The sequence below is a fragment of the Luteolibacter sp. AS25 genome (genome assembly GCF_046736275.1).
In the GTDB taxonomy this organism is placed as follows: Bacteria; Verrucomicrobiota; Verrucomicrobiia; order Verrucomicrobiales; family Akkermansiaceae; genus Luteolibacter.
The window spans coordinates 1,918,406-1,937,179 of sequence record NZ_CP151837.1 but is presented as its reverse complement, the minus strand read 5'-3'; the positions used below and the strand labels follow the sequence as shown (position 1 = coordinate 1,937,179).

General features: G+C 51.7%; 16 protein-coding genes and 1 tRNA gene. 4 read left to right on the top strand and 13 right to left on the bottom strand.

Translation table 11 applies throughout. The annotated features are described in order from the left end of the window. Position 1: 1 nt before the first annotated feature. The 12 genes from tmk to AAGA79_RS08895 all read right to left on the bottom strand — a co-directional run bounded on the left by tmk (position 2) and on the right by AAGA79_RS08895 (position 13,055). Positions 2-586, bottom strand: coding sequence for a dTMP kinase (gene tmk, locus AAGA79_RS08950; RefSeq protein WP_411825451.1), 585 nt, complete (start codon positions 584-586; stop codon positions 2-4). Between the two features lie 58 nt (positions 587-644). Continuing rightward, positions 645-2,108, bottom strand: a complete 1,464-nt coding sequence (locus tag AAGA79_RS08945; protein WP_411825450.1) for a carboxypeptidase M32 — start codon at positions 2,106-2,108, stop codon at positions 645-647. Positions 2,109-2,341: 233 nt separating this feature from the next. Next, complete coding sequence (gene groL, locus AAGA79_RS08940) at positions 2,342-3,991, bottom strand: chaperonin GroEL (RefSeq protein ID WP_411825449.1); 1,650 nt, start codon at positions 3,989-3,991, stop codon at positions 2,342-2,344. A gap of 53 nt (positions 3,992-4,044) precedes the next feature. Next, positions 4,045-4,335, bottom strand: coding sequence for a co-chaperone GroES (locus AAGA79_RS08935; RefSeq protein WP_411825448.1), 291 nt, complete (start codon positions 4,333-4,335; stop codon positions 4,045-4,047). A gap of 112 nt (positions 4,336-4,447) precedes the next feature. Then, positions 4,448-6,367 carry a molecular chaperone DnaK gene (dnaK, locus tag AAGA79_RS08930; RefSeq protein WP_411825447.1) on the bottom strand — a complete coding sequence of 640 codons (1,920 nt, stop codon included), beginning with the start codon at positions 6,365-6,367 and terminating at the stop codon, positions 4,448-4,450. A gap of 352 nt (positions 6,368-6,719) precedes the next feature. Then, on the bottom strand, positions 6,720-7,115 hold the full coding sequence (locus tag AAGA79_RS08925; RefSeq protein ID WP_411825446.1) for a hypothetical protein: 396 nt from the start codon (positions 7,113-7,115) through the stop codon (positions 6,720-6,722). 4 nt (positions 7,116-7,119) lie between these two features. After that, positions 7,120-7,959 carry a TIGR02587 family membrane protein gene (locus AAGA79_RS08920; protein ID WP_411825445.1) on the bottom strand — a complete coding sequence of 280 codons (840 nt, stop codon included), beginning with the start codon at positions 7,957-7,959 and terminating at the stop codon, positions 7,120-7,122. Between the two features lie 48 nt (positions 7,960-8,007). Continuing rightward, a complete protein-coding gene (locus AAGA79_RS08915) occupies positions 8,008-8,454 on the bottom strand; it encodes a cytochrome C oxidase subunit IV family protein (protein ID WP_411825444.1) in 447 nt (148 codons plus the stop codon). Between the two features lie 279 nt (positions 8,455-8,733). Next, a complete protein-coding gene (gene ligD, locus AAGA79_RS08910) occupies positions 8,734-11,061 on the bottom strand; it encodes a DNA ligase D (protein ID WP_411825443.1) in 2,328 nt (775 codons plus the stop codon). Next, a complete protein-coding gene (locus AAGA79_RS08905) occupies positions 11,015-11,926 on the bottom strand; it encodes a Ku protein (protein ID WP_411825442.1) in 912 nt (303 codons plus the stop codon). Before AAGA79_RS08905 ends, ligD begins: the two co-directional genes overlap by 47 nt. A gap of 57 nt (positions 11,927-11,983) precedes the next feature. Continuing rightward, complete coding sequence (locus tag AAGA79_RS08900; RefSeq protein ID WP_411825441.1) at positions 11,984-12,484, bottom strand: glycine zipper domain-containing protein; 501 nt, start codon at positions 12,482-12,484, stop codon at positions 11,984-11,986. A gap of 462 nt (positions 12,485-12,946) precedes the next feature. Next, a tRNA-Ser gene (locus tag AAGA79_RS08895) sits at positions 12,947-13,055 on the bottom strand. A gap of 138 nt (positions 13,056-13,193) precedes the next feature. Between AAGA79_RS08895 and AAGA79_RS08890 the strand changes: the two genes are divergently transcribed. The 4 genes from AAGA79_RS08890 to AAGA79_RS08875 all read left to right on the top strand — a co-directional run bounded on the left by AAGA79_RS08890 (position 13,194) and on the right by AAGA79_RS08875 (position 16,495). Next, on the top strand, positions 13,194-14,375 hold the full coding sequence (locus AAGA79_RS08890; protein WP_411825440.1) for a hypothetical protein: 1,182 nt from the start codon (positions 13,194-13,196) through the stop codon (positions 14,373-14,375). A gap of 149 nt (positions 14,376-14,524) precedes the next feature. Further along, positions 14,525-15,172, top strand: coding sequence for a hypothetical protein (locus tag AAGA79_RS08885; RefSeq protein ID WP_411825439.1), 648 nt, complete (start codon positions 14,525-14,527; stop codon positions 15,170-15,172). A gap of 70 nt (positions 15,173-15,242) precedes the next feature. Continuing rightward, complete coding sequence (locus tag AAGA79_RS08880; protein WP_411825438.1) at positions 15,243-15,497, top strand: hypothetical protein; 255 nt, start codon at positions 15,243-15,245, stop codon at positions 15,495-15,497. A 779-nt stretch (positions 15,498-16,276) separates the two neighbouring features. Further along, positions 16,277-16,495 carry a transposase gene (locus tag AAGA79_RS08875; RefSeq protein ID WP_411825437.1) on the top strand — a complete coding sequence of 73 codons (219 nt, stop codon included), beginning with the start codon at positions 16,277-16,279 and terminating at the stop codon, positions 16,493-16,495. Between the two features lie 1,004 nt (positions 16,496-17,499). On the opposite strand, the gene AAGA79_RS08870 is transcribed toward AAGA79_RS08875, so the two are convergent. Then, complete coding sequence (locus tag AAGA79_RS08870) at positions 17,500-18,690, bottom strand: integron integrase (protein WP_411825436.1); 1,191 nt, start codon at positions 18,688-18,690, stop codon at positions 17,500-17,502. Between the last annotated feature and the right edge of the window lie 84 nt (positions 18,691-18,774).

The window sequence follows — 18,774 nt, the reverse complement described above, 5'->3', positions numbered from 1 at the left end:
CTTATACTTTGCACTGCTCGATTGCCTCGAGGATATCCTGCGTGACTTGTTCCGGGGTGTTCTTTGTGTTGATCACTTTGGCAAAAGGCTCACCGGAGAGAGACAGAAAGGTCTCGCGGCACTGGGTCAGGCTGCTGCGTTTTTCGAATTCGTTGGTGGAATCGCCCCGAGCACCGATGCGTTCGATGGCGGAGTCCACATCCAGATCCATGATGAGGAGTAGATCGGGAACCGGTGCGAAGGCTTCGTTTCTTTCGCGTATATCCTGGGGGTCGAAACCGCGGATTCCCTGATAGGCCATGGTGGAGAAATAATAACGATCAAGGATCACGATGCTGCCTTCCGCGAGGGCAGGTGCGATTTTCTCGGCAACGTGTTGCCGGCGGTCCTTGAGGAAGGTTTCGAGCTCTTCCTCAGGAGAAAGGCGACCGGTTTCCGCAGAGTTTCTGAGAAGAGTGCCCCAAGGGCCATCTGTAGGCTCGCGGGACAGGAGAACTGTGCGGCCCAGCTTCTGGAAATGTTCGGCAAGGAGCTTTGCCTGGGTTGTTTTTCCGGTGCCGTCTATGCCTTCGAATACTATGAACATGGTGGATAAGTGAAAAGTGCCGGGTGATCAGTGATCGGAAATATTTGAGGTGGGACGTTTAGATATAGCGGGCGGAGAGATGCTTGAGGTAGTGCTCGGTGGTTGGTGCGGAGCCGGTGGCCATTTCCACGAGGGTGGCCGGGTTGTGCGTGGCGCCGTGGTTGTGAACGTTTTCACGTAGCCAGGTGAGGAGAGGCGCGTAGTCCGCTGAGTTGGTAGCTTTCCCGATGACCGGGTCGGAAGTGGCTGCGTGGAAAAGCTGTGCGGCATTGATATTCCCCAGGGTATAGGTCGGGAAGTAGCCGATACCACCCATGGACCAGTGGATATCCTGAAGGCAGCCTACCGCATCGTTTTCCGGAGCGAAGCCGAAGGATTTCTGGAAGAGTTCGCTCCATTTTTCCGGGACCTGGGCAACGGTGATTTCCTTGTTGAGTAGCATGCGCTCCATCTGGAAGCGGAGGATGATGTGTAGATCGTAAGTTGCTTCATCTGCCTCCACGCGGATTGGTGAAAGTTCCGCCCGATGGATGAACTGGAGGAATTTTTCGAGTGGGAAATCCTTGAGCTGTGGAAAGTGCTCTTGTGCGATGGGGTAGAAGTGATCCCAGAATTCCGGAGAGCGGCCCACCTGGTTTTCCCAAAGTCTGGATTGGGATTCGTGGATGCCAAGAGAGACGGCTGCGCCGGATGGCAGGCCGAAGTCATCCGCCGGGAGTCCTTGTTCATACATGCCGTGGCCGGCTTCGTGCATGACGCCGAAGAGTGAGGAGGTGAAATCGGATTCCTCGTAGCGGGTGGTGAGGCGGATATCGCACGGGCCGAGGGTGGTGCAGAAGGGATGGGTGGTGGTATCGATACGGCCGGCATCAAAATCGAAACCGATTTTCTCTGCGACGATCGCGTTGAATGCCTGTTGCTGGCTGATCGGGTATGGCCCCGCAGGCAGCCGGGGTGAGAGGGCTTTGGTTTTATTGACCGCTTGGGTGGCAAGTGGTGCCAGATCTTTCAGGAGATCGTCAAAAAGGGCTGCGATGGTGGCGGTGGAGGTGGCGCGCTCGTAGCCTTCGAGGAGGGCATCGTAGGGCTCGTTCGTGTATCCCCAGAGTTCTGCCTTTTCCAATGCGAAATCTAGGAGGTTCTGAAGGTGCGGCTGGAAGATGGAGTAATCGGCTGCTTTCCGGGCGGCGATCCACGCGTGATGTGCGGCGGATTGTGCGGCGGATTCACGGGCGACGAGATCGGTGGGGATCTTGATGGAGCGATCCGATTCACGGCGGAGTTCGCGGAGGTTGGCAGTGACGGTCGGGTCTGATCCGTCATTCTCGTCCTCGGCTTTCTTCAAATCGGCAAGGTAGCCGGGGGAGGTGGAAAGTGTATGCGCGTGTGCGGCGAGGTAGGAAAGCTGCCGGGCGCGGTAGTCCGCGGACTTGGATGGAAGGTAGGTTTCCTGATCCCAGGAGAGGGTGGAGGCAGTTGTATTGATAAGTGAGATCTGGCGCACTCGTTCGAAAATTTCCATGTGGTGAGGATGAACAGAGGAGAGCTGGTGTCCAATCTTGAAGGCGGGATTTTTAGGAAAGAATTTACCGCCGGGCCGCAGAGGGTGGGGAGGCTCGCGGTGCTGGCGTTTTGTTGGTTTCCGATGTGGGCGGGGATAAAGTTATACGGACACAATAAAGCCGGGCAGGAAGAACCTGCCCGGCTTACATGAAACTGAGTGTCGCGGAGGGTTTCCGTGACGCCCGGAATGAATTACATCATACCGCCCATGCCGCCGTGGTCGTGACCATGGCCGCCTGCGCCTGCTGCTTCCGGTTCCGGAAGATCAGTGATGAGTGCTTCTGTGGTGAGAAGTAGACCGGAGATGGACGCTGCGTTCTGCAGAGCGGAACGAGTGACTTTAGTCGGGTCGACAACACCGGATGCGATGAGGTCTTCGTAGGTGTCGGTAGCGACGTTGTAGCCGTGACCGTCTTTGTTGGTTTTCACGTTTTCAACGATGAGAGCACCTTCGCGGCCTGCGTTTGCAGCAAGCTGACGGAGTGGAGCTTCAACAGCCTTGGAAACGATTCCCATGCCTGTTTTCTCGTCGAGGTTGGAAGCAACTGCGAAGTAGTCACCTTTCTCACATGCTGCAAGAGCACGGAGGAGAGCTGTGCCACCGCCTGGGACGATGCCTTCTTCCACTGCTGCGCGAGTGGCGTGAAGTGCGTCTTCCACGCGTGCTTTCTTCTCCTTCATTTCTGTCTCGGTTGCTGCACCAACGTTGATGACGGCTACGCCACCTGCGAGTTTCGCAAGACGCTCCTGGAGCTTCTCTTGATCGTAATCGCTGGTGGTTTCTTCGATTTGACGACGGATTTGGTTTACGCGGCCAGTGATGGCTTCGGAAGTGCCACCGCCTTCAACGATAACAGTTTCGTCCTTGCTGATGCTGATGCGCTTGGCTTCACCGAGATCGCTGATTTCAACAGACTCGAGTTTGATGCCAAGGTCTTCGGTGATGACGCGGCCACCTGTGAGGATGGAGATGTCTTCGAGCATTGCTTTGCGGCGATCGCCGAAACCAGGTGCTTTTACAGCAGCGATGTTGAGGATGCCGCGGAGTTTGTTTACAACGAGTGTTGCAAGTGCTTCGCCGTCCACATCTTCAGCAATGATGATGAGTGGTTTGCCGGATTTCGCTACTTTCTCGAGGAGAGGAAGCATGTCCTTGAGGGAGCTGATCTTCTTCTCGTGGATGAGGATAAGCGCGTCATCGAAGTTTGCCTCCATGGTCTCGGAGTCAGTTACGAAATAAGGGCTGAGGTAGCCTTTGTCGAACTGCATACCTTCAACAACGTCGAGGGTAGTTTCGATGCCTTTTGCTTCTTCAACAGTGATGGTTCCGTCTTTGCCGACTTTGTCCATGGCCTCAGCGATGATACCGCCGATTTCCTGGTCCCAGTTAGCCGAAACAGTAGCGACCTGAGCGATTTCCTTGGTGTCGGAGACAGTCTTGGAAAGGTTCTTCAGTTCGGCAACGAGGGCTTCGGTAGCCTTCATGATGCCGCGCTGGAGAGAGATCGGGTTAGCACCTGCGGTTACGTTGCGGAGACCTTCCTTGTAGATGGCTTCCGCGAGAACGGTAGCAGTGGTTGTTCCGTCACCGGCGATGTCGGATGTCTTGGAGGAAACCTCACGGATGAGCTGTGCGCCCATGTTTTCGTAAGGGCACTCAAGTTCGATTTCCTTGGCAACAGATACACCGTCTTTGGTGATGGTCGGGGAGCCGAATTTTTTGTCGAGGATGACGTTGCGTCCAGCAGGCCCGAGGGTTGCTTTCACGGCACGTGCGAGTTTTTCAACACCGCGCAGGAGTGACTGGCGTGCTTTTTCGTCGAATTGTAGTTGTTTGGCCATAATGTTAGTTAAATTGTACTATTTTTGATTGTTCAGACTTCGAAGGAATTCGATTAGCTGATGATGCCGAGGATATCGGACTCGGAAAGGATGAGGTGCTCTTCGCCGTCGAATTTCACTTCAGTGCCGCCATATTTGGAGATCAGAACGGTATCGCCGACTTTCACGGAGAAAACGATGTCGTTACCTTTTTCGTCTTTGCCACCTGTGCCGAGGCTTACGACTGCGGCTTCTTGTGGTTTCTCTTTAGCGGAGTCAGGAAGGACGATTCCGCCGGCGCTGACTGTGTCTGCTTCGAGGCGTTTTACGAGAACGCGTGATCCGAGTGGTTGGATGTTTGCCATAATATGTATTGGTATTTGTTTCGTTTGTTTAGAAGCCACCCCGGGAATTTCCAGAGGTGGAAAGTGTGTATGAGAAACGAGAGCGACTTGTGATCGCTCCCGTTTGTATTGATTAGTCTACGACTTCAGCGTCGACTACTTTGCCCTTGGCTTTCTTCGGCTCGCCGGACTCATCGGAGGAAGGTTCCGCTGGCTCTACTTCCGGCTGGCCACCCATGGCTGCGCCTGCTTGTTGAGCAGCTTCGGCAAGGGCTTGGAGGGAGTTTTCGAGGTCAGTGGAGGCTTCCTTGATTTTCTCAAGGTCGTCGCTGGTGATCGCGTCACGGACGGCTTTTACTTTTTCCTCAAGGGAGGATTTGAGTTCGGCCGGTGCGTTTTCGCCAAGTTCTTCGATTTGTTTTTCGACGGAGAAAGCGAGGTTTTCGGCTTTGTTGACTACGTCCACGCGTTCAACGCGCTTGCGGTCTTCCTCGGCGTGAGCTTCGGCATCGTTTTTCGCTTTTTCGATTTCCTCGTCGGAGAGACCTGAGGAGCCTTGGATGGAGATTTTCTGTTCCTTGCCGGATTGTTTGTCCTTGGCGGAAACGTGGAGAATTCCGTTTGCATCGATATCGAATGTTACTTCGATCTGAGGCTCACCGCGGCGTGCCGGAGTGATGCCATCGAGCTTGAAGTTTCCGAGTAGTTTGTTGTCGGCGAACATCGGGCGCTCTCCCTGGGAGATGCGGATGTCAACGGCAGGTTGGTTATCGGAAGCTGTGGAGAAAGTCTGGGACTTCTTGGTCGGGATCGCAGTGTTGCGCTCGATCATAGGTGTGGCACGGGAGCCCTCGGTTTCGATGGAGAGGGTGAGGGGAGTCACGTCCAGAAGGAGTACGTCTTTGACATCACCTGCAAGGACACCGCCCTGAATGGCTGCGCCGATCGCTACGACTTCGTCCGGGTTTACGCCTTGGTGAGGTGTTTGTCCGGCGAGTTCTTTCGCGATTTCAACAACCTTAGGCATACGTGTCATGCCGCCGACGAGAACGAGCTCGTTGATTTCGGAAGCGGAGACACCTGCTTCTTTCAAGCAATCAAGAACTGGTTTCTTGGTGCGGGTGAAGAGGGAGTCAGTGAGTTGCTCGAGTTTCGAACGGGAAATGGTAAGCTGGATGTGCTTCGGTCCGTTCTGGTCTGCTGTGATGAACGGCAGGTTGATATCGTAGGATTGGCTGGAGGAGAGGGCGATTTTGGCTTTCTCCGCCTCTTCCTTGATGCGCTGAAGTGCGTCCGGTTGGCCGGAAAGGTCGATGCCTTGATCCTTTTTGAACTCACCTGCGATGTATTCGATAAGCGCGTTATCCCAGTCGTCACCACCGAGTTGGGTGTCGCCGTCTGTTGCGAGGACTTCGAAAACGCCGTCGCCGATGTCGAGAACGGAGATATCGAATGTACCACCACCGAGGTCATATACGGCGATTTTCTCGTCGGATTTCTTATCGAGACCGTAGGCAAGTGCAGCTGCGGTAGGCTCGTTGATAATGCGGAGAACTTCGAGGCCAGCGATTTCGCCAGCTGCTTTAGTTGCGTTCCGCTGGGAGTCGTTGAAATAGGCAGGAACGGTGATTACTGCCTGGGAAATGGTCTCACCGAGTTTTGACTCTGCGTCTGCCTTGAGTTTCCCGAGGACCATCGATGCGATTTCCTGTGGGGAGTAAGTTTTGCTCTCACCTGCTACTTCTACTTCGATGTGCGCATCTCCATTGGAGGCTGCCACGATTTTATAAGGCATACGCTTATCTGCCTCGGTAAGTTCGCTGAACTTGCGGCCGATGAGGCGTTTAGCAGAGAAGATGGTGTTTTTCGGGTTGGTGACGGCTTGACGCTTTGCTGCCTGGCCGACGAGACGTTCTCCGTTTTTAGCGAAAGCTACTACGGATGGTGTTGTGCGCGCACCTTCGGAGTTCTCAAGAACTGTTGCCTCACCGCCGTCCATGATGGACATACAGGAGTTGGTTGTGCCGAGGTCGATTCCTAGAATTTTAGACATAAGTATTATTTTTTGGTTAGTTACCTATCCTCTTTGCAATGGGTGTGCCTATCGTTTTTGTGAATGGTAAGCCCTTATAAATGAAAGGTTTACGATGAGAGGGTGTGCTCCAGATCCAAAAATGCGCGACAGATTGGCGTAGTGCGTTGCGACTGTTTGGCACAGTGCGACACGAAGGCGCCGTCAGTTCGGACTGCCGTTCACCTCGGTAGGGTGTCGAAGATCGGGCAGAACATGCCCAGCGACCTGAAGCTCAAAATTCTTAAGCGGCTTAGGTGAAATCTTTCCTATGTGTTGTTTGCAGCACTCGAACGGAGAATGGAGAGGCAAACTTTGAAATCCCGGCAAAGTTTCACGGTTCCTGATAGCCGCTGGCGGTGAAACTCACAGAACCCTCTTCAGGGATGTGAGTGAAAAATACGCCGAACTCCCGCGAAGACCGGGCGGGGAGATAGTCGATCTCCACCTGCTGTTGCTCACTTCCGGATGTGGCGCGGATATGAAGCGCGGTAACGGTTTCCCCGCCTTCATTCGAGACTTTGCCGAGGACAAGTGATCCGCCGTCCTGGGCTACGATCTGCTTCACCGCGAACGAGATTTTCGGAACTCCGCCATCAAGCATGAATGCCTTGAAGAAGAGAAACCCAATGCAAACACAAAGCAGAGTCAGACCGATGCCAGCCGCAATCCACTCCGCGGGCGGAATTATCTCTGTGTGAGAGGAATCCGATGTGCTGTTTTTAGACATATATTCAGAGTAAAAGCCGTGCGGAAGCTGCGCCGATGGAGGCTGGGAAGCCAAGGACGATCACCTGGCTGACGATGATGGTGGCTCCATTTCCATCGTTTCTTCCAAAGCTCCACATACAGTAAAAGCTGACAAGAAGCGCGATCGCATAACCTACAATCGTAAACCTGCTCAAAACCGCCCACTGTGAATGGGACTCGGGGTAAGTTTCCTGGCCGCGAAACTCAAGCTTGTAGACGAAGGCGTGCATGATCGTTAGCGACAGCAAGATGAGGAGGAGTGAATGCCACGCAGACATTGCGTGGGCGATCACCACCATTTCCTCTGTGGGCGCCATGTTGAACGCTAGAAACAGCGAACCCGCGATCATTAGAAAGAGTTCGGCCCAGTAGCTGGTCTCTTTTCCATCTTCGGATCCTTTGTCTTCATCTCCTCCCATCTGGCTCGAAGCCAGGACCGCGCCCATCCCTGCGGGAATGGTCTGTAGAATGACTTTTCCGATGATCTCTGTAGCTGACATGTCGACCTTGATCACAGCGAGAAACCCAAGAATGATGGTCGAGGTAGCAAAACCTACCGCGTATGCTACGAACGCGTCCACGATCGCTCCGCGCAGGGAGAGGCGTTTTTCGAAACCTGAGTAGTAAGCCAAACCCGCGAGAAGGGGAATTGATAAAACCGACATGAGGGCGAGACGCAGCGGACTCATATAAAATCCAAGCGACCACATTTCCATCGTCATCAACATGGGGACCGAGAACAGAATTGATCCGCCCGCGGCCCTTGCGAGGCCGATGTAAAATTTACGTGAGGAATGCTCCCTGCTGGACTTTCTGTCGTTCATTCAATTGAGGAACCATCTTGCGGGGAGCAAGTTAGTGGACTATTAGTCTTAATTGCCGCCGGGTTTGGTTTCCTGAAGATCGGTCATGCCGTCCGGACGATCAACTACTGTTTCGGACTGATAAAAGGGCTTGTAGTGGGGCATATCCGCAAAGTGGAGATAGGTTCCGAAGAAAATCCCGCATCCGTGGAACAAACCAAGACCGAAAATCCAATAGATCATCTTCTTCTCGTGGTTCAAGTGCATGAAGATCAGGGCAACGAGTGAGGCTTTTATCGAAGCTATCAACAGCCCTATGGTCGCATCAACATGGTCGAAACCTCTCGCACCGAAATCCAACCAGGGAACTGTTGCAACGGCGACCGTTACGCCAGTGAAGATGAAAAGAAGGATTCCCACGAACAGGAATTTTTTCTTCGCCTGCTTAAAATAATTATACTGATCCTCTGTCAAAGCAGAGCTGTCCGGATAGGTGTGGCTGCTGATTTTTTTCATAACTCGGGCTCTGTTTGCAGCGAATATACCAATTGGTTTTCTTCGGAATCATGGGGAAAAAGCGAATCCCACGCTTTGTTGTTCAAGCGTTCTGCTATCCGGGATTTGCAAAATGCAGGAGATTTATTCGAGGTGGCTAATGTAGGCAATTATGGCGACCTGTGCTGGAGGCATAGGTATCGAATAAAATTCGCCATCCTCGTGCCTCAAGACTTGATAATTCTTCGGGTATTGGTGCTCGTAGATTCGCAGAAACAGGGCGGCGGTGTGCGAATTATCCTACGGATTTTTCCTGGCCGCCCGCTCGATCATGGAGGAATTAATGGACTGGGCTTCTGGTTTTTCCCAGCCATCCGGGACTAGCAACGGCTCGTGCATGGAAAACCCCCGGGCGGGAATTTCAGGGAGATCAAACCATTCCACCGGCATGGAAACCTTCGCGCCGGGCCGGGCACGAACGCACCACGGAGCAATACATGTCGCTCCTTTTCCGTTTCTCATCCAATCGATGAAAATTTTGCCTTTCCGTTTTGCTTTGGTGGAAACAATGACAAAGCGTCCCGGATTCATCGCAGCTACTTGTCGGGAGACATCTTTTGCGAACATTCTCATCGTGTCCCAGCTGTGAACGCGCCGGATTCGCACCATGATATGAAGCCCTTTCCCGCCTGAAGTCTTCACTAATGGGTCGAGTCCCAGATCGTGGAGACGATCCCGCAGAAGAAATGCGGCACCCAAAGTCTCTTTCCAATCCACCGCCGGATCAGGATCGAGATCCCATGTCAGGAATTCCGCGATCTCTGGTTTCCGAAGAGTACTGCCCCACGGGTGGAACTCCAACGCGCCGAACTGGGCAAGCGCAACCAACCCCGCCGGATTCGATATCGAGAAGACCGTCGAGCCATCCTCGATTTGCTGTTGAGCGACGTTTTCCGGAAGGTAATTGGGAAAGCTCTTTTGGAAAAATGTGTCACCGTCCACGCCCTCGGGAGCGCGCAGAATCGCAAGGGGCCGATTGGCAACATAGGGCATCATCAATTCACCGGCCTTTTCATAAAAGCGTGCGACTTCGAGCTTGGTGATACCCGTATCAGGAAAAATGATCCGATCAGGATGGCTGATCTTTATGCCGGAAACTTCGGAATTATATTTGGGAGATACTGATTCCAAGTGAATAGTGTCGGCGTCCTTGTCCTCGCGCATCCCCAGAAAACTGCCGTGACGAATGGAGCCGTCACGTGTGATTTCCGCGAACTCGATTTCGGCGACCAATTGCGGTTTTAGCCAGGTCACATCCTTCACATCAGTGTCGAACAACGGCTTGGAAACGGTCAGCGGTTTGAATCGCTTCAATAGCTCCTTGATCCCCTTGTCGGTAAATCCTGTTCCAACCTTTCCACGTGAAACGAGTTTTCCATTGTCATGCGTGCCAAGCAGAAGCGCGCCGAACCCCGGGCGGGTTCCTTTCGGGGGGGTGAATCCGCAGATCACGAATTCCTGTCTGGCGCGGCATTTCGATTTTACCCAGTCCTTGCGACTCTCGGAAAGATACCTGCCGTTGAGCTTCTTGCTTACGATTCCTTCCAGGTTATTTTCGCAGGCCTGCTTGAAAAGCTGTTTTCCGGCGGCTCCGTTCCAAATATGGGATCGTCTTACCCGATCACCGTCTTCGGAAACAATTTCTTCCAAACGCTTAACACGCTGTTCGAGAGGTAGGTCACGCAGGCCTTTTCCCGCGAGATTCAATAAATCGAATGCGATGAAAATAATCCTTTTGGTGTCTGATTTGAGCGCGTCCTGAAGCCCCCCGAAGGAAGTGCCGCCTTTCTTGTCAAAGACCACGGCCTCGCCATCGAGAACAAAGTCCTCTTTTGATGCCTGCGTGATATGATCGGCAAGATCTCCGAATTTCTCCGTCCAATCGTGACCGTTGCGAGTGAAGAGAGTCACTTTCCCCGCTGTTTTCACTGCGATCAGGCGATAACCATCCAACTTGATTTCGTGGCACCATTCCTTCCCGGTGGGGACTGACGACACCACCCGGGCGAGCTGGGGTGGTACAAATGAAGCGGCTTCACGTGGCAGCCGAGAAGGGGGGGAAGCTGTGATCTCATCTTCCAGCCGTCTCAATAGCCAGTTCGGCTCGTCTCCCATTTTCGCGAGAAGATACGTGCCGGAAAGTCGCTTCCCGCGGAGCTGGAACTTGAGTTTTCCCTTTTCGAATTTATGTTTCCAATCCTTGTTCAGGGGCTGCCATTCCCCGGAATCCCAGATCGCTACCTTGCCCGCGCCATAATTTCCCTTCGGAATTTCTCCCTCGAAGCTTCCGTATTCCAATGGGTGGTCCTCCACGTGGATGGCGAGGCGTTTTTCCGAGGTTTGTTCCGGGATCGTTTTCGGAACGGCCCAGCTGACGAGCACACCATCCATTTCCAACCTGAAGTCGAAATGATGGGAACGGGCATGATGCTCTTGAATAACGTAACCAAATGCCGAAGCAGAATTCGACGAGTCGATGGGTTCGGGCGTCTTATCGAAGTCCCTCTTGCTCTTGTATCGTTCAAGCCGAGCGCTTCGACTTTCCTTTGGCTGACTTTTTGGAGGCATTTTTCTTAGCCGTTTTCTTGGCGGCGGCCTTGGTCGCCTTTTTCGCTGTTTTTTTCTTCGTCGATGTCTTCTTACCTGCCTGCTTCACGCTTTTTTCGAGGTAGGCGGCCAGGTCGACGACGTTTTCGCTGTCATCCGAATCTTCGGAATCATCCGGATGCTTCACGTCCGAAACGGTATCTCCCTTCGAAATTTTCTTCTCGATGAAAGCCATGAGTGACTCACGGTATTCATCGTGAATCTCATCAGGTTCCCATTTCTCAGTCATGTCGTCGATCAAACGAAGGGCGAGATCCATTTCCTTCTTCACAGGTTTTTCATCCGAAGATGGCAACTCCAGGGAGGAAATCTTTTTTACCTCCTGCGGAAATCGGAGAAGCATTAGAACCAGTACCTCATCGCGCACAAACATGGCACTGAGATACTCCCGAGTACGGATCACAACCCGGGATATTCCTGCTTTGTCGGATTTTCTCAGGGCCTCACGAAGTAGGGCATAGGCCTTCTTCCCGCGCTTCTCGGGCTCCAGGAAATAAGGTTTATCAAACAGTATGGGATCGATCTCGGAAAGCTCAACGAACTCGCTGATCTCGATCGTTTTAGTTAGCTCCGGCTGAACAGATTCCAAATCATCGGAGGACAGCAGAATAAATTTCCCGTCCTCGTGTTCGTAGCCTTTCACCATCCGGTCCCACGGCACTTCCTCACCGGTATCGGCGTTGACTCGCTCATAGCGGATCCGCGCGTGGTTCGAACTATCGACCATGTGCAGTTGAATATCCGGCCTGCTTTCGGCACTGGTAAGAGCGACGGGGATATTTACCAAACCGAATGCGATTGAACCTTTCCAAATTGCGCGTGCCATGGGGATGAAATGATAAAAAGGGCGGAGACAACTTTCGCCTCCGCCCTTAGTTGATTGTTAGATTCCGTCGCCGTCAGCGTCGCCGGGAAGTTTCGACTCCACCCTATGCCATCCGGCACGTGTGGCATTTTTCGCTTTCTCCCAATTGAGGCGGGATTGTCCCTTTTTGCTATCCCAGTCCTTCTCTAGATCGGCTTCGTTCTCATCCCAGGTTGAACCGCGTGCTGCTGATTCTGTATAACCATATCGATAGGCTGGTTCGTAGTCTTCGTAGGTATTGTCCGGATCGTTCCCCCAATCCTGGTTCAAGTGATTTTCACGCCAGTAGGCTTCCTCTTCAGTTGGATCGATTTTCTCGGCTACCCCTTTTCCAGCATAGGCTCCGGCAACGCCGCCGACTACCGCTCCAACAGCCGCGCCCACGGGGCCTCCCGCTGCGCCAATGGCTGCACCCGTCGCGGCTCCTCCAGCTGTTCCAACGCCGACGCCAACAGGATGTGAACCTGGTTCGCCGGTGATTGGGTCTTCATTTCTGTCTGGTTTGTGATCTTTGTTCATGGTTTTTGATTGTTTAATTAAGTGCTTTCAAAGCTGTCTTTTGAAATAGCAAGTGATGTGCCCGCGCTAAAATCCCTAGATTTCAACAGTCCTGAAAGGTGAAGCCTGTAGAAAGATCGCAAATTGCGCTGGGACTGCTGCGAAATGCAGGAAATCTCCAGCGTCTCACTCAAGGGTCAGGAGTCTTCCTCAACTGGGGGAGACTGGATCAGTGAGAGGGGCAGGGACTGTTACTAAGCCGCCTTCTGAAGACAAAAGACTTAGCTCCTCCTCTTCTCTTTGCCATGCCTGAAATTTTACCCGCTGCGCCAGCATAGGTATTGTGGCGAGTAACGGACTTGCTCCAAAAGGCGGATTATTCTCGCCGAACCAGACAAGGAAATATCATGAAATTTTCCCTTTTGGTCGATGCCACCATCCGGAGTGGGTCTGTCGGACTATTTGCCTAAATAGCTTTAAAAGTGCGCCCGACTGGATTCGAACCAGTGACCGTCCGCTTAGAAGGCGGATTGACATTTCTGGAGTCCTTTTAAAATAAGGGTTCATATTTCCAGTATTTCTTAGATTTCGCTATTTTCTGAGAAATTAGGTTGAATAAGGTTAATTTGGATTGCTTTGCTGCGGTGGCCAATCAATCTCGAGATCGCGAAATTGAGGGGTTTAGATTGATCGAAATCACAACTGATGGAAACCTTTAGAATTTAGGATCATGGCAAAGCTCGTAAAATTTTCTCCTGTCAAAACCGCCAACGGGTGGCGGTTGAACATCCCCGCAAAGTACTCCGATACGGGAAAACGTCGTCAATTTCATTACCCTACACGTGAGAAGGCTCTCGCGGCGGCAGCTCGTCTTAGAGAAGAACGTGAAATATTCGGAACTCAAGTCACCGGCGTCTCACCTTCCTTGGTAGAAGCAGCAGTGGCAGCTGCAAAGTTACTCGAACCTCTGGATGTTGGGCTTTTGGATGCAGTTAGACAGTTTGTAGAGAGGGAGAATTTTCACCGGGCATCAGTCACAATTGAAGAGGTGATAAAAGAATTCCGTGCTGCAAGTAAGTGCGGAGAAAGGCAGCAGAAAAATTACAGACTTTGCGGCGAAAAATTAATTGCTGAATTCTCTGGATTACCGATTTCAAGAATTAGTGGGGAAGAGCTCTCGGACCATATCTGCGTGACCACGGGCGGTCCCGGTTCCCACAATCAAGCTATACGTCTCGTTCGCACTATATGGCGTTGGGCAGCGAAATCTCCTCGAAACTGGTGCGACGGCGAGGCCATTGAACATCTCGAAATCCAGGATTCGGCAAGTGGTGAAATAGGAGTGCTAGATTACAAACAATCGCTGGCAGTAATGCGCGCCGCTGAGAAGTATTTCCCAGAAACTGTCCCCGCATTTGCAATTGCACTCTTTACTGGGATAAGACAGATCGAAATCAGACGTTTGCATCCAGAGAATATTACAAATGAAGGAATCACGATCATTCCGCAATCCTCTAAAACAAGACGCCGAAGGTTCGTGGAAATACCCAAGCCCTTGGAATTGTGGCTCAAACGATATCCTTTGTCAGAATTTGTCACGCCTCCAGACTGGAACCGCAAAGAACGTGCAGTTCGGCGTTTAGCAGGCTACAATGTTTGGTCGGATCTGGTTCCGAAAGTTAAGCATAGTCCGAAACTTGAATCTTCTGCCCCGGAGGATTTACCAGACTGGCCAGCAAATGCCTTGCGCCACACTGCTGCTACCGTGGCGGTGGCAATGGACAAGCCGATTGAGAAGCTCATCTTTGAGCATGGGCACACAGGAGGGCTTGAGATGCTCCGCCGCCATTATGTTGGAGCGCTTCCAAAGTCTGAAGCTCAAAAAATCTGGACAATCAAACCGTTGCGGTAGGAATACCTTGGGATTAGAATAAATAGCTACGACAAGTTCATTATCATATTCTTATGGAAGAAATCCCCGAGTTTTAGATGCGATGGCTGATTACAAAGTTGCAAATTATCCAGCTATCTTAAGATTCAGATAAATCAGACGAATCTGCTATGAAACGTAAGAGATTAGATGAATTCACGAACAAAAAACGAGTCGACCCGAGTAAATTTGACCCAGTCATTTGCTCAACATTTATTAACGAATGGGTTCATTTTCTCGTTTGCAAGAAGAGGTTAGCAACCTGGAAAAAATTGGGAGAGGCTGATACGCCTAAAACGCCGTTATTCCCACCAGATTCGGAAGTCTATAATCATTCCGTGGCCTTTGGTGAAGTCGTGTTTCCCGCAGCAATTTTACTCACAGAACCTGCGTCGGTATTATATGGAATGCTAAGCCGAAAAGAAGATGAGGAGCGCGAGTGGTTTGTGAGACCTACCTCATCGGAGAAAATAGGCGATACCGTTGCGCGGGCTGCGCTCGCGGAAGCGTATCGGGGAGTTATTAATCTCAATCTGAATTTTCCTGAAAATGACCATCTGGCTATGAAGTTCTTGGGGCCAGTCCTATGCATCAGCTTAAAAGACAAGTTGAAATCGCACCAGTTGACGACACTTCGCAATGTTACTATATGGGTTTGCTGGGATCATTGGAATCGGCTGGGACTTTCAGAAATTGATCGCGCCAAAATACTTAGTAGATCGGGTTTCATTTGCACTCCCACGGCACTTCGAAGGGTGCGGGAGGGGGTGCTCGGATAATTCCCCTAGAAAAGACCTCATTTTGGGGGAGGAGGGTCGTCTCTGATTTGCGGTAGATTATGAATGGGGCGTGAAACCGCTCAATGATTCAAAACCGACAATCTGCTCTAAAGAGCCGTATTGTATGGCTGAAGATATTGCGCGGGCTTTCTCCACCACCCCGCAAACCATCAACAAATGGAAAACCGATAACATCATACCGGCAGAGATAGATGAAGGTAGTGTTATCCGTTACGACTTGGAAAAGGTCAGAAGAATACTTAATGAGCGAGCCGCCGCAAAGAGACGCGTACGTCTTGAATTAAAAGCTGCGAGAGTAAACTGAAAGAGTCCCATATTCTTTTAGATTAGAATCGATTACAGCTAACGGCGGAAGCGAGATTTTTTCCTGTCTAGTTGTTTATGAATCCTGCGTGGGACTGGCGGGTTCTCCAGCCAAATGTCGCAACTTCCAGCATTTTGGAACATAGCGAAATGCTTGCTCTGTGGTAGGGAAGGATCCGCAGTGTTGCGTTATTTCGCCAGCAGAAAGATTCCTGTGCCTATGCGTTTCGGTTAGGCCTTCAAGATTTCGATCTCTTCTGCGTGTGAGATTTCAAGGATCGTCTCGATTTGGATTTGAATGCTGCGTAGTGTGCTTTTTCCTAGTTTTTGTTTCTTCATGCGGTCAACTCACCGGCTCTGACCTCCCCGAAACGGAAACGGAGGGGAGGGAGCCAGCAGGAATTTTGTACCGACTTTAGAAGACTGGAATTCACGAGATCCAACAGAATAGAGCATTATGTTGATGGGGAAAAGATGTGCTTTTTCCGCCAGAAGATCATGAGAAACGCTGCCCGAGTTTCCGCGTCCTATCCACCGCCCCGAAGTTCAAACCGAGAGCTCATGCCATGTCACGGATGGCAGCCAAGGGGTGTATTGATTTTTAAAAGTTTGTGACAAAACACTATTAACTCGCTTGCCGGCATTAACGATGCAAGAGGCAGGCGCTGGACGAGCTGTGGGTGGCGGGTGGTGTTTTATTGAAACGCTCAGAATCAAGGATCTTCGGCTTCGATACGGATGAGGCTTACACGTATCCTGGAATGTTTATGGAGTTGATATTTGAAGACTGGTATAACTGGGCTCCGCAGTCGCGCAAAGCCCGTGGTGAAGGTGGCCAAGATGCTCACAAAGCACCTCGACGGTCTTCTGACCTATTTCCAATATCCCATCACCAATGCGGTGAGCGAGGGACTCAACAGCAAGATCAAGGGGCAGCGAGAGGGTTCAGGAACTTCGGCAACTACCGCACTCGAATTCTGCTCACGTGCGGAAGGCTGAATTTAAGTCCAGAACTAACGCACTAAATATCCCGAAGAACCGCAAAAAGTTATAACTCCCGTCTAGCACATGAATTTCAAATGAACCCTGGTTCGGGTCTTCGGTAGCCACCACAGCTTCCGTATACACGCTGGGAAGCCAAGGAAGAGGCAATACTGACGTTCATAGAACCCTGCGCGATAAATATAATTGATATCCGCCTATTTCAAAGTGAGCCGAGAGCAGTAAAACGAAGACCGAAAAATCATCCGATCCATAACACGCTGCGCCACGAATAAATCGAGGTTTTTCTCTGTTCAAAAAATAGAAAAGTGCTTAATCCTGCGCCATTTCTCTGTGTCCCCAACCTTAAGTGTAGAGCCGACATCCGCCCTGTCTGGGCCACCATGGCGGATAAATGTGCAGGAACTTCGTCGGCGCGGCTAACTTCGCGAGCGGCCAGCTCGCAAGTCTCATCGCTCCGCACTGCGATAAGGGAGGTTTTTATAAGTATTCTCGATACTATTGTCATCGAAATGTTTGGAAAGAAAATAGGAGGCCTCCTCATTATGGATAGCGCCAGCTGGCACAGGACCAACCGGCTCAACTGGCATCACATGGTGCCAGTGCTAGGAGGGTTTACAGCAATCCATGTTGAGTTAAGCACTAGGGCAGCCTTATGGCATTTCAAGCACAAGATGCTTATCCAACCCAGAACCAGTGGGTTAGGCATTAGCCTGATGCGAATGGGAACCAGATGATTGATGCGGTCTCTTCGAAAGACGACAACTAGCTCGGTCGAATGAAAAACGTTTTTTCCCATGACGCCACGTCTTTCTGCTGATAGAAGAAGCTGATCCGTGATTTATGAACCTAGGTTTTCGGTTTTGTGCCCGATGCGACCAAGGGCGGCAGCATCGCACCCCTTTCACCCGCTAGAATACGCCCGGCCACAGAACCCGAGGAGTGGTAATGCCTTTCAAGAAACTGCAGCAAAGACTTGTGTTCCAGCTGAACGTTCACTCTTAAAGATCATCCAACGGACTCCCGCTCTTCCGATCAGGATCATTCAAAACATGCGTGTAGATCATCGTAGTCTGCACGCTTTCATGACCCAGTAGCTCCTGCACCGTCCGTATGTCCCGTCCCTTTTCCAACAGATGCGTCGCAAACGAATGACGCAGCACATGACACGTCACCCGCTTATCAATCCCTGCTTGCTCCGAGAGTCGCTTCATCGAGCGCTGCACACCGTTCTCATGCACATGATGTCGCCTTACACTGTGGTTTCGCGGATCGATCGAAAGCTTGGGGGAGGGGAATAACCAAAACCACGTCCACTCCGTTCCCGCTCCAGGTGCCCTTCTATCATATGCACCCGGCATGAACACGCCATCGATATCCTCGACACGGTCGGCCTCGAACATCTCCCGTATGCTGGCCAGATGTTCCCGCAAAGGTTCCTCCAGTCGCCTCGCCAGCGGCACCCTCCTGTCCTTGTTTCCCTTGCCCTGCCTCACCACCAGATAGCCGTTATCGAAATCAATATCCTTCACCCGCAGTCGCACGCATTCCATGATCCGCAAGCCCGATGCATACATTACCTGTAGCATCAACGCATAGGTTCGCGCCAGACCACCCCGGCGTCCCTCCTCGGCTGAAGCATCGAGCAAGCGCAGGATCTCCGCCTTACTGAGCACCACCGGCAGTCGCTTGCTTTCCCGTACCTTCCGGAAATTCCGCAGATCCACATTTTCCAATCCCCGCACCCGCTTGAGATAAAAAACCAGAGCGTTCAACGCCTGCTTCTGTGTTGCAACGACAACCCCGCTTCTTACCGCCAGATCACTCAAAAACGCCTCCGCCTCAGATATTCCGGGAACATCCGTTGCCAGATCTCCATGGGACATGAGTCTCACCACCCACTGGACGTAATTCTCCTCCGTCCGTAGTGCATAGCTTCCCTCCCGCATCACTCGCACCATTGAGGTCAGGCTATCCACCTTCTTCTCCGGGAATCCCAGCGTCATCCATCCATCCCGTAACCGGTCCAGGGTCTGTAGAATTACCTCTCCTGGCTCCTCAAACCTATCTCCCTTATATTTGGATCTCAGTCCCTCCCAATCCACCCTGCGCGCCCAATCCTCTCCAAGGAGCACCTCGTGCGCCAGACGAACTGCCTCCGCAGTCTGATATGCTACAAACGGCTCTAGCATATCTGTGTGAACTAATTTCTTTAAATAACCTTCAAGAAAATCATATTTCTCCGTGTCTGTCGGACGTTGACGGAATGCAATACC